Below are 11,543 nucleotides of genomic sequence, written 5' to 3' on the forward strand. Positions count from 1 at the left end.
GGTGACGGACCCCAGGGGTCCGTCACCTCTCGCGCGCAAACGACCCCCGCTGGCCGAACACGTTCTGCACAGCCGGATCACGCCGCAGGACGAGATATCCGGCTACAAGCCGATGATGCCGACCCCACGCAAGCGGAAGTGACCCCGCCCTCACTGCTGCACCGGACGCCACGCGTCGCCTCGAACGTATCGACATATGAGGACCTGGGCATACAGCAGGGCCCCAACAACACGCTCGTGTCCTCCCTCAACAAGCCGGCCAGATGGCCCGCCCCTCCAAGACTTGCCCTCCCCGCCGACGCGGGGGTGTTCCGATCACTTGGAGGTCGAACTGACCGGCGCGGCCGTCCTCCCCGCCGACGCGGGGGTGTTCCGCTCCGCTGCTGTCATGGCGGCACAGTGTGGGTGTCCTCCCCGCCGACGCGGGGGTGTTCCGAGCGCTCGGAGCTGCTCGCGCTGCTCCGGCCTGTCCTCCCCGCCGACGCGGGGGTGTTCCGCTCGCGGAGCGTCTGGTGTCCGCCGCCCCGTTGTCCTCCCCGCCGGCGCGGGGGTGTTCCGCTCGGACCCGCTGACGTCCCCGAGGTCAAGCTGTCCTCCCCGCCGACGTGGGGGTGTTCCGGGCCAGCCGCTCCGCGCGGGTCACCGCTTGTCCTCCTCCCTGCCGACGCGGGGTGTTCCGATCGGTGCGTCGTCGCCCTGCCCCGGCTCGGGGCCCTCCCCGCTGACGCGGGGTGTTCCGGAGGGCGCGACTGTGCCTGTGCGCGCTGCATGGTCCTCCCCGCCAACGCGGGGTGCTCCGAACGAGGACAGCATGATCGATGCCGTGACTCCGTCCTCTCCGCCGACGCGGGGGTGTTCCGGCATTCGCGAGGTCGGCCGCATTCGTAGCGATGTCCTCCCCCGCCGACGCGGGGGTGTTCCGCAGATCCTGGGCCCCCTCAGCGAGTGGCAGCTGTGCTCCCCGCCGACGCAGGGGTGTTCCGGAGGTCACCTCGGAGCGGCTCGGAGACTGGGCGTCCTCCCCGCCGACGCGGGGGTGTTCCGGTCAGCACCTCTTTGATGACCCACTTGGTGACGTTCTCCCCACCGACGCGGTGGTGCTCCGAAGAAGTTGCGCGCCTGGATCGACCAGCACCTGTCCTCCCCGCCTACGCGGGGGTGCTCCACCGTAGTGCGCCCGGCCGCCGCCGTGGCCCTCGTCCTCCCTGCCAAAGCGGGGGTGTTCCGTGCGACAACAAGGTCGCGTACAACCGCCTTGCGGTCCTCCCCGCCTACGCGGGGGTGCTCCGGTGGTGCCGGTCTCGGCGGAGATTCGGGCGCTGTCCTCCCCGCCGACGCGGGGGTGTTCCGGTTTGCAGGATCTGGGTTGCGGTGCGCATAGCGTCCTCCCTGCCGACGCGGGGGGTCTACGCGTAGTGCAGCCGACGCGGGGTGTTCCGCTCGGTAGGGGCCGCAGTGCCTCTCCGGCAGGAGGTGGCCCGCTGCCGACGCCCCGAACCTTGCCCGCCTCCACGCGTCCCGCCACCATGAACACACCAGGACACAACACGAGGACAGGGGGCAGTATGGACTGGCCCAAACCGCCCGTATCCACCAACCCGTTCCTGCCTCCCCCCGAGCCTCCACCTGCCGCGGCGTCAAGCAAGACCCCCGCCCAGGCCCGACAGGAAGCCAACACCGGCCGCCACGCCGTCAATGCCGAGCACCACCGCCGTGCCAAAGCAACCCGTCGGCGAGCCGCAGCGCAACGCAAACGCGAAGCCGAGGCGGTAGCCCAGGCAGCTGCCGGCAGCAGGAAACCCCCCGTCGTCCACGTCAGCCAGAACATCCGCACCGTCTCCGCTGGACTACCCGGCCTCGGCAAACGACGCTGACCACACCCAGGCGAGGCCGGAGCCGCCCAACCCCGATCACTGACCTGTGCCTCCGTTCTCCCCGATGCGGAGGTGTTCCGAAGGGCGCTGGTACGTGGTAGCTCGAAACCACGTCCTATCGCAGCACGATACGACAGAGGTTGGGGTTCATGGTCCTTCCCGCCGACGCGGGGATGTTCCGGAGTCAACGGCGTACGGGAAGTGCTGGCCGGGGTCCTCCCCGCCGACGCGGAGGTGTTCCGGTCGTGCCCAGTGGCGAAGGGGCCTGACGCCGGTCCTCCCCGCCGACGCGGGGGTGTTCCGAGGCCTGTCTCCTCATGGACCTGATCACCGAGGTCCTCCCCGCCGACGCGGGGGTGATCCGTCGTCCAGCCAGTGCAGGACGTACACCCCGTCGCTTCCCCGCCGTCGCGGGGGTGATCCGGTCTACGGCGGGAGCCGACCGTGTGGCTGTCGTCTTCCCCGCCGACGCGGGGGTGTTCCGGAAGCGCTCATATCCCGGCGCTACCTCAACCAGTCCTCCCCGCCGACACGGGGGTGTTCTGCCGGGGGCAGTCGTCGTGTCGCTGAAGACCGTGTCTTCCCCGCCGACGCGGGGGTGTTCCGTCCTTCTGGGCGCGGCGCAGCTGGGCCAGGGCGTCCTCTCCGCCGACGTGGGGGTGTTCCGCCCTTCGGCACGGTCATCTTGGATAGTTCTGGGTTCTCCCCGCCGACGCGGGGGTGCTCCGGAGACCGCGGAGTCGGGCGGGCGTACCCAGTAGTTTTCCCCGCCGACGCGGGGGTGCTCCGCCGTACACCGCCTTCGCCAGGCCGTACGCCAGGTCCTCCCCGCCGACGCGGGGGTGCTCCGCTGCCCGGCGTGAGCGAGGGAATCCACCCGATATCCTCCCCGCCGACGCGGGGTGTTCCGACGAACCCCGACGCCGTCGTCGACGGCGCGTGGTCCTCCCCGCCGACGCGGGGGTGTTCCGTAGACCGGGGACCCGGTCATGATCTCGATGAGGTCCTCCCCGCCGACGCGGGGGTGTTCCGCAGTAGGAGCACAGCGGGCACCCTCCGTGCCCTCCTCCCCACCGACGCGGGGGTGTTCCGGAGCGGGACCTGGACGAGGAGTACGGCGTATCGTTCCCCTCGCCGACGCGGGGGTGTTTCGCGCACCGGGCAGCACCCCTCGGACCAGGCCGGGCCCTCCCCGCCAACGCGGGGGTGTTCCGCCGAACGGGCGGACCAGCTGGTACACGCCGTCGTCCTCCCCTCTGACGCGGGGGTGTTCCGTACCAGGGGACGCCGATGCCCGTCGGCCTCCGGTCTTCCCCGCCGACGCGGGGGTGCTCCGGCCCTCGGCATCAAGAGCCCGAGCCGGGTGGTGTCCTCCTCGCCGACGCGGGGGTGTTCCGCCGTGTTACCGGATCCCGTGCCCGGACCCCGTGTCCTCCCTGCCGACGCAGGGGTGTTCCGCGAGACAGCCACCATGGCTCAGACCACGTCCGCTCCTCCCCGCCGACGCGGGGGTGTTCCGACGGTCGACAAGGACGGCACCGTCACCGCCGCGTCCTCCCCGCCGATGCGGGGGTGTTCCGCCGTCTTTGTGGCCCTGCTTCTTCAGCGTGCGGTCCTCCCCGCCGACGCGGGGGTGCTCCGCACTACCGGTTCGCCCCGCCGAAGATCGGCGGGTCCTCCCCGCCGACGCGGGGGTGTTCCGGTCGATCATGCGTTCCCAGAGCTGGACGAGGCGTCCTCCCCGCCGACGCGGGGGTGTTCCGCCGTACTTGTCGCCCAGGCGCTCGAGGCTGGTGTCCTCCCCGCCGACGCAGGGTGTTCCGCTCCGAGGACTCCTCCCGGAGGCCCTGGAGCTGTCCTCCCGTCGACGCGGGGGTGTTCCGGCCGCCGCGCAGGTGGCAGGAGGTACCCAGGTGGTCCTCCCCGCCGACGCGGGGGTGTTCCGACGAGGGAGACGACGATGAGGGCCAGGGTGACGTCCTCCCCGCCGTCGCGGGGGTGTTCCGTCGTGGGCCTCGCCGGTCTCCTTGAGGATGGGGTCCTTCCCGCCGACGCGGGGTGTTCCGTACAAGCGCCGCGCCGCTGCCGCGGTCGACCCGTCCTCCCCGCCGAAGCGGGGGTGTTCCGGTCAGCAAGGCGCTCGGCGAGCTGTTCAAGCAGCCCTCCCCGCCAACGCGGGGGTGATCCGCGGTCCGGGCGACGGCCCAGGTTCTTCCCGTCGTTCTCCCTGCCGACGCAGGGGTGTTCCGCGCTATGTGATGATCCCGGCGGGTGTGGCCGCGTCCTCCCCGCCGACGCGGGGGTGTTCCGCCCAGCTCGCGCAGGTAGGCGTCGTCGGACAGGTCCTCCCCGCCGACGCGGGGGTGCTCCGCTGACGACCGCGCTCCTGCTGCGCATGCGGAGCTCCTCCCCGCCGACGCGGGGGTGTTCCGATGCTGAACCGCGCGCGGCCGTCCTCCAGTCGCTCCTCCCCGCCGACGCGGGGGTGTTCCGTTGAACGGCACGGACGTGTTGCCGGTGGCGGCGTCCTCCCCGCCGACGCGGGGGTGTTCCGTCCCCGACGGCGACGAGGGGCACGGCGTGAAGGTCCTCCCCGCCGACGCGGGGGTGTTCCGGTCCAGACGCAGGTGTATTACCGCGTCGCCACGTCCTCCCCGCCGACGCGGGGGTGTTCCTCGTGGCCGCACCATGCGAGGTGTTCGATCTCTCTCCTCCCCGCCGACGCGGGGGTGTTCCGACGAACCAGAGGGTGCGGCATCGGGGGTTGCAGTCCTCCCCGCCGACGCGGGGGTGTTCCGAAGGGATGGGTGGTCCAGGATCAGGAGTACAGGTCCTCCCCGCCGACGCGGAGGTGTTCCGCTCGCCGAGCTCGTGGGTCTCGACCGCAAGACGTCCTCCCCGCCGACGCGGGGGTGTTTCGCGCCAGCCAAGGTCGAGCCCGACGTCCCCCTCCCGGCCCTCCCCGCCGACGCGGGGGTATTCCGTCCCGCATCTCCGCCGCGAACTTGCGGGCCGCGTCCTTCCCGCCGACGCAGGGGTGTTCCGACGTTACGGACCACGGTGTCGAAGGTCTTGCCGTCTTCCCTGCCGACGCGGGGTGTTCCGTCCTCGGTGATTGCATCCAGCTTCCGCGCACACGGAAGAAGGACTCATCGACCGGCTTGTACTCCTCTTCGGCATGCACGGATCCGTCAACCTGTCTGAGGACAGGTGTCGTTGGCCAACGAACTCTTGCGGCTTCGTGTACGAATCCCTAAGCTGCTCATCGTATAGATTCGTCCACGAATCTTCATGAAGGGGGCCTCTAATGGATCACTCAGCGCTGCGTGCGGCTGTCGTTGCCGCGCTCGCCGACGTCGAATCCCTCAACGCCAAACTCCACGGGCTGCTCGGGGAGATCGATGGGACAGACACCGCTGTCGACCTAGGGCGCCAGGGGCTGTGGACTAAGGCGCAGGTAGCCCTGCTGTGGAGCAAGACGAACCACCTTCCTGGGGTTCGCGCTCTTTTCGAGGCGACAGCCGAGCGCCCTGGTGAAAAAGTGACGTTCACGGAGATTCTTCAGCGCTCCGGGCTTCCAGAGCGTCAGCAGAGCAACGAGCATGCAGCTTTTAGCCGCATCTCCGCACAGCTGTTCAAGGAGAAGCGCTGGCCCATCGAGAACAGCCAAGGCAGTTCTGACAGCACAACCGGTAAGGCCGAAATGCTCTACTGGATGGACAGCCGCATCGCCACATGGTGGCGCGACATCACGCAGTGAGACGAGCCTGAAGGTGAGGCCCGGCGACCACAAGCCTGCACGTTCTCATCGCTCGCCAGCCTGCCCGTCCACCTCTCCAACGTGGAAGTGTTCCGGCTCTCGGAATCGCCAGTCCCTCGAAGGTGATCTCCTCCTCGTCGACGCGGGGGTGATCCGTGCCATGACCTGAGCCGCTGCGCACGCGGGCGGTCCTCCCCTCCGACGCAGGGATGTTCCGGATCTCGGCGGAATCCTGTACGAGACCGGTGGGCCCTCTCCATCAATGTGGGGTGTCCGGGCACGCTGCGGACCGTGACGACGTAGCTCCTGTCCTCCCCGCCGACGCGGGGGTGATCCGTCGTTCTGCTCGTCCGTGAGCTGGACGGCCGAATCCACCCCGCCGACGCGGGGGTGTTCCGAACTCCTCGTCGTGCCAGGCCACGCCCAGATTCTCTTCCCCGCCGACGCGGGGGTGTTCCGACGCCGGAGCCGCGGGACCTACCCGGCACGGTGTCTTCCCCGCCAACGTAGGGGTGTTCCGTACGCGATCCCGATCGGCGCGGACGGGCAGATGTCCTCCCCGCCGACGCGGGGGTGCTCCGCGCACACATCGGCATCCTGACCGGGCGCGGGTCTTCCCCGCCGACGCGGGGGTGTTCCGTCGGTGCTGCTGCGCACGATCCTCGCCCCGTACTCCTCCCCGCCGACGCGGGGGTGCTCCGGAGACTGCGGAGTCGGGCGGGCGTATCCAGTAGTTTTCCCTGCCGACGCGGGGGTGCTCCGTAATCCGCCAGGCCGGGAATGCTGTCCGGGCCATCCTCCCCGCCGACGCGGGGGTGTTCCGACCAGCGCGCCCGCCGTCTTCAGCGCCTTCTCGTCCTCCCCGCCGTCTTCAGCGCCTTCTCGTCCTCCCCGCCGACGCGGGGGTGTTCCGGTGATCTCGACCTCGCCGGGCGCGGTGTACTCGTCCTCGTCCCGGGTAGCCGCCGGCCACTCGACGGGTTATGGGGCCGGCTCGTAGGTCACGGTCTGATCCGGACAGCCGACCACCGTCTCGTGCAGGGCTGCTACCTTGGCTTCGTCGGCCGTCAAACTCCAGCGGAGTTTCGTGGCCACCCACTCAGCGGCATACCGGCAGTGCACCCCGGCAGCGGGCGGCAGCCACTCGGCGGAGTCCTGATCTGACTTGGACCGGTTCGAGCGGGCGGTGACAACCACCAAGGCTGGCGTCGGCGCCCTGGTCGTTGGCGTACGCCTCGCGACGCTGCACCGTCCACGCGGACGCCCCGCTGCCCCAGCTCTCCGCGAGGGGCACCATGTGATCGATGTCGAGGCCGGAGGCCGACGTCACCCAGACCTGGTCGTAGTACGAGCACCAGCGCCCGCCCGACAGACGGCAGCCGGGCCCGACCACGGGGGGGGCGACGGCCTCGGCGAGCAGGACCTCCGCGCGGGTGTTGCACCCGTCGGACGGGTCGGCGCCGGTGTTCCAGTGGCGGAAGGCATCCCGGTCGTAGCCATCCCGGGACGTCGTAGATGGGCGCATGTGCGGAGCTGTCCTGGGCTCGGGCAGACGACTTACGTCACAAGATATTCCACCGCAAGGTCTTGTCTCCGCGGCGGAGAGCATCTATCCGCCGCTCGACTTCTTGCAAGCTGCGCGGAGCGTGATGGACCTTTCGCGCGTTTGTCGTAATCATCCGCAATTCGCGGATCGCGGCCAGAGTAGGGTAGCCCGGCCAGCGGGTGACGTCCCAGCCGTAGGCGTCGGTGAAGGCTTCGTAGTGCTGTTGACCATGTCCGAAGCGTCGGCAGTGGACCTCGACGGTGACGAGATCCCATTCCGGCTGCCCAATTGCCACGGTGTCCCAGTCACAGAGGACTGCTCCGCCGTCGGGGAGGTGGAGGGCGTTTCGGTGCTGCGGGTCGCCTTGGATCACCCCTCTTTGAAGGTCGAACTTCACTGTGTGAAGATCCGACTCAAGCTGGTCGGCGTATTCGGCCAGGAACGACAGCGTTGGCTTGGAGAGGCAGGTGATCGCCATGAGTGATCGACGAATGGCTGCAAGATTGTTGTGATCGGGTAGGGCCACAGGTGGTTCGGTCAGTGTGTGGAGCTCATGCAAGGGCTTGGCGAGTTGAGCCGCGGTGACTGGATGCTCCGGCTGGGGCAGGTATACCCAGAAGGTGAGGGCGTGCTGGTCGATTACGACTGGCTGGTCGACGGGGTGCAGCGGAACGGTGGGGAAACCGGCGTCCATGAGCCACCGGGTGAACGTGACAGTGCGTGCCACGTCGCCGACTGGAGACCCCCTTCGAGCGATCTTGACGACGACGTGTTCCTTTTTCAGCAGGATGACCGCATTGGTGTGTCCTCGGAGGAGGCGTGCCTCGGAGCAGTCGAGGCCTGCGGCCTTGCAGCCTCGCTCCAGGATCTGATGCAGCTCGGACTCATTGAACCCGCCGGGGGCCGGCGTAGCGTCTGTCATGCGTTCCAGGCTCACTGACGACCCGTGATGCTGTCACATCGCCCCGGGAGGAAGTGCGAGAATTTCGCGAAGTTCTTGCACTTCGCGGCCGCTTCGTGCCCCTGAGGGGAGGGCTCCGATGACTTCATAGGCCCGTGCCTCGACGATCAGAGTGCGGTGCTCTGGGCTGATGCGCAGCAAGGTGGCCCCGGCCTGTTGGCATGCTTCAGCGGGGTTGCCGTCGTGTACTAGGCAGAGGGCTGCTTCGAAGCTGAGGAGTGCGGGGTCGATGCCGGTCTTGGTTGGGTACAGGCGTAGTGCCGTCTCCTGAACGCGTCGGGCCTGGCTTGTGCGGCCGAGGGCCGTGAGGGTGCCGCTCTCGTACAGCAGGAACCGTCGTTCCGGGAAGCCGAAGGCGTCATTGTCGGCTTGATTGCTGGCTCCGCTGTGCTCGAATGCAGCAACTGCGTTCCGGAGAGCGGTTTGCGCACCTAGGGCATCACCCAGCTTCGCCAGAGCGCGCGCTTCAGCCGCTGAGGCGAAGGCTGTGGTGGTACTGGACCGGCCGCGGCAGAGGATGCGGGCTTCTCGGGACAGGGCGACCGCCGCTTGGAGCGGTCCGTAGTAGAAGGGGAGCATCGCAGCCTGCGCCCTTACCCGTGCCCGCAGTTCGGTATTGCCGCTGTCGTCTGCGGCATTCCGTGCTGTCGCATACCAGGATCGCGACCTGGGCAGGTCTCCGAGCTTCATTAGCGCGTCAGCGATCAGCGTGGCGAGCATGGCAGTTAGTTCGGACAACCGAACTTGGACGGCGGCCGGCTGCCGGTGCCCCGCCAGGTCCTCCACCTCATACAGGTGATCGAGAAGAATCCTGATCATTGATGCTGGTGGTGTGTAGACGTACTGCTCGCGGACCCAGAGCACCTGTTCATCAAGCAAGTCCAACTGATTTGTACTGACATTACCAACAGCAAGGGTGCGGTCCACCGACCGCCGGGCTTCATCGACTTGCTGTTCGAGGGAACTGGTCGTGCGGGGCTCCCGTACAGGTGGTGGTGTGGGTAGCGGCGATCCTGCGGGGGCGAGCGTAGCGGACGAGGGAGGAACGGATGCTGTCACATTTCGAAGCCCCAATTCCTCGTGCGTGCAGTTGTAGTACTCGCACAGCAGACCGAGGGTGGCTAGCCGTGGGTGTCGACCGGTCTCCCAGTGTCCCAGCTGATCGGCGTCCACTCTGGGAGCATTCTCGCGCTCTGCGGATAGGGCGCGCAGACCGTCAGCGGCCTCCTTCAGGGTGAGCCCCCGGGCTAAGCGTTGTGCACGCAGAAGAGAGACAGAGCAATGGGCGTGAATGATCCGAGCGATCCCGTCGACGGACTCACCTCGAAGCAAGGCCTCTTGCCGTAACTGCTTTGCACAGGACGAGCGGTGTGACGTGCGATTCATCAGTCCTCCTCCTGAAAGAGCGTAGTGACGGTGCGCCGGCCGCACATCAAAGCAGTGACTTTTTCACTGCTCAGTGCGAACGGCAGTGACTCCTGCGTTCGGAAGTAACTGATCAGCGACCTGTGACTGTTGTCCGACACCGGCTTCAGGGCAAATGCTGCTGCCTGCGATAGCCCAACAAGCCATCCGTCGGCTGGAGGCCCCGATACTCCGGTCGCCGGGCCTGTGGGCGCCGCCGCCTACTGCATGGCTGGGCAAGGCGACGTCACATCACCCAAACCTGGAGGCAAACGCGATGGCAGACGGACTCTGTCATGAGCGCCAGCCCAAGCGTGTCCCCCTGGAGAACAACCGGATGAGCGTATGCTTCGAAGTCTCCCCATCCCGAGCCGGGGGCGGCATCCCTGAAGGCGATGCGCGTCGTGTGCGGATGGCCCGGCGGCTGGCCGCGGCCCGGCTGCGGTACTGCGGCCTGGAACCACTGATCGACGACGCCACGCTCATCGTCTCCGAGCTGGTCACCAACGCGATCCAACACGGTGACGGCGCACAGGTCACCTTCACCATGACCGTCCGCGGCGGTCTCCTGCACCTGGCCGTGCACGACGAGACACCCGGCCAGCCGGTCACCTGCACCGCCGAGGACGACGCCGAGTGCGGCCGCGGCCTTTTCCTTGTCGACCGCCTCGCCGCTGCCCACGGCGGCACCTGGGGCACCAGCGACGACGGGGCCACCACTTGGTGCTGCCTCACGGTCCCCGGCGGCCGGCCGTGACCGCCCCCGGCACCGTCCAGCGCTTCCCCCGCCCCGTGCCGCGGTGGCGGCCGCCGTTACCCAAGGGGGACCTTGAAGCTCTCCGGGACAAGCTCCAGGCTTGGCAGCCGTTCGACGGCGATGCCGTCCTGGACGACGCCGCGGCCGCGCTGGACGACGTCCCCCCGGCCACGGGAGCCGCCGAGGCCATCGCCGAACGGCTCCGCGGCCACCTTGCGCGGCTGGTCACCATCGCCGCTGCCGCCGAGGAAGACCGGCGGGACGCCGCCACGGCGCAGCTCATCGAGCAGGCCCGCACGCTGTCCGCCGAGGACGCCCCCGGCGACCGCCGGCAGGCCATAGGGCACCTGCGCCGGCTGGGCTGGACCGCCGGCGAACTCCTCGACCGGCTCGTCGCCGCACGCTGCCTGCGGGAGGTGGCATGACCCACGCCCGGACACCCGCCCCCGCCATCACGCCCCCGAGAGAGAACATTGTGCGCGCCGAGCCGTCCCTGGTCCCCTTCGTCATCCAGCGCGAGGGGGAGGAAGCCGCCCCCGCCAACCTGATGCTGGCCACGCTCGGGCCGGGCCGCTACCAGCTCCGCTACACGGACGAGGATCCGCGGGACCGGGACCTGCGCGGTGTGCTGTGGGGGCGGTGCTCGTTCGGCCCCGTGGACGACAGCAAGATGCCGACGGGCCGGCCCCAGTGGCGGCTGATGCACCCCTTCCGCCAGCGGCTCACCATGCAGGCCCTGCGCTGTCAGGTCTGCGCCGAACCCGCGCGGACCCCGCTCGGATACGTCTTCCTCGCCGGGCCGGCCGCGGTGGATCCTCACCGGGTGCCGGTGCTCACGAACCAGCCGCCGGTGTGTGCCCGGCACGTGCGCGCCGCCGCCGAGCTGTGCCCGCACCTCGACCGCCGGCCCATGGTGTTCCTGGTGCAGAGCGCGCCCCTGTACGGGGTGCACGGTGTCGTCTACGGCTACGGCGACCAGGGCGTGCAGGTCGTAGGCCGGCCCGACGAACCACTGCCGTACGGGCACCCGAACCTGTCGACGTTCCTCGCCTCCCAACTGGTCAGACGCTTCAGCTCCTTCCGGCTCGTGGACCTGGAGGAGTTGCTTCGGGAGCTGAAGCGCGCCGCATAAAGCCCCTGTCCGGCGGTCCGGATGTTCCCCCGCCGGCCTGGGTCGCCGGACGGGTTCAACCCCCGGCGCGGGGACGAACTGCCCGACTCGTGTTCCCCCACGGCAAGGT

Annotated in this window: 6 protein-coding genes, 1 pseudogene and 1 CRISPR repeat array; of the genes and pseudogenes, 4 read left to right on the plus strand and 3 right to left on the minus strand. The window is 69.1% G+C overall.

Translation table 11 applies throughout. The features are described 5' to 3' along the window. The first annotated feature begins 285 nt into the window (after window positions 1-285). A CRISPR array of direct repeats spans window positions 286-619; the repeat unit is 29 nt; unit sequence GTCCTCCCCGCCGACGCGGGGGTGTTCCG. Window positions 620-5,181: 4,562 nt separating this feature from the next. Then, complete coding sequence (locus B7L92_RS10690) at window positions 5,182-5,634, plus strand: hypothetical protein (protein WP_081237190.1); 453 nt, start codon at window positions 5,182-5,184, stop codon at window positions 5,632-5,634. A 981-nt stretch (window positions 5,635-6,615) separates the two neighbouring features. On the opposite strand, the pseudogene B7L92_RS10695 reads toward B7L92_RS10690, so the two are convergent. The 3 genes and pseudogenes from B7L92_RS10695 to B7L92_RS10705 all read right to left on the minus strand — a co-directional run bounded on the left by B7L92_RS10695 (window position 6,616) and on the right by B7L92_RS10705 (window position 9,527). Beyond that, window positions 6,616-7,243: pseudogene (locus B7L92_RS10695) on the minus strand (HNH endonuclease family protein). Continuing rightward, complete coding sequence (locus tag B7L92_RS10700; RefSeq protein WP_081237191.1) at window positions 7,197-8,102, minus strand: phosphotransferase; 906 nt, start codon at window positions 8,100-8,102, stop codon at window positions 7,197-7,199. Before B7L92_RS10700 ends, B7L92_RS10695 begins: the two are co-directional and overlap by 47 nt. A gap of 33 nt (window positions 8,103-8,135) precedes the next feature. After that, complete coding sequence (locus B7L92_RS10705) at window positions 8,136-9,527, minus strand: helix-turn-helix domain-containing protein (RefSeq protein WP_081237192.1); 1,392 nt, start codon at window positions 9,525-9,527, stop codon at window positions 8,136-8,138. 355 nt (window positions 9,528-9,882) lie between these two features. Between B7L92_RS10705 and B7L92_RS10710 the strand changes: the two genes are divergently transcribed. The 3 genes from B7L92_RS10710 to B7L92_RS10720 are packed head-to-tail and all read left to right on the plus strand — an operon-like array spanning window position 9,883 to window position 11,434. After that, window positions 9,883-10,302, plus strand: a complete 420-nt coding sequence (locus B7L92_RS10710) for an ATP-binding protein (protein ID WP_081237193.1) — start codon at window positions 9,883-9,885, stop codon at window positions 10,300-10,302. Beyond that, window positions 10,299-10,727, plus strand: a complete 429-nt coding sequence (locus B7L92_RS40610; RefSeq protein WP_081237195.1) for a DUF6415 family natural product biosynthesis protein — start codon at window positions 10,299-10,301, stop codon at window positions 10,725-10,727. Before B7L92_RS10710 ends, B7L92_RS40610 begins: the two co-directional genes overlap by 4 nt. Beyond that, a complete protein-coding gene (locus B7L92_RS10720; protein ID WP_081237194.1) occupies window positions 10,724-11,434 on the plus strand; it encodes a hypothetical protein in 711 nt (236 codons plus the stop codon). The genes B7L92_RS40610 and B7L92_RS10720 overlap by 4 nt, the downstream gene beginning before the upstream one ends. Window positions 11,435-11,543 lie beyond the last annotated feature (109 nt).

The organism is Streptomyces viridosporus (assembly GCF_002078235.1).
GTDB lineage: Bacteria > Actinomycetota > Actinomycetes > Streptomycetales > Streptomycetaceae > Streptomyces > Streptomyces viridosporus.

What these genes read in the sequence shown, in the direction of transcription:
- B7L92_RS10690 (WP_081237190.1), top strand. Translation starts at nt 5,182, where the DNA reads ATGGATCACTCAGCGCTGCGTGCGGCTGTCGTTGCCGCGCTCGCCGAC.
- B7L92_RS10700 (WP_081237191.1), bottom strand. Translation starts at nt 8,102, where the DNA reads ATGACAGACGCTACGCCGGCCCCCGGCGGGTTCAATGAGTCCGAGCTG.
- B7L92_RS10705 (WP_081237192.1), bottom strand. Translation starts at nt 9,527, where the DNA reads ATGAATCGCACGTCACACCGCTCGTCCTGTGCAAAGCAGTTACGGCAA.
- B7L92_RS10710 (WP_081237193.1), top strand. Translation starts at nt 9,883, where the DNA reads ATGAGCGTATGCTTCGAAGTCTCCCCATCCCGAGCCGGGGGCGGCATC.
- B7L92_RS10720 (WP_081237194.1), top strand. Translation starts at nt 10,724, where the DNA reads ATGACCCACGCCCGGACACCCGCCCCCGCCATCACGCCCCCGAGAGAG.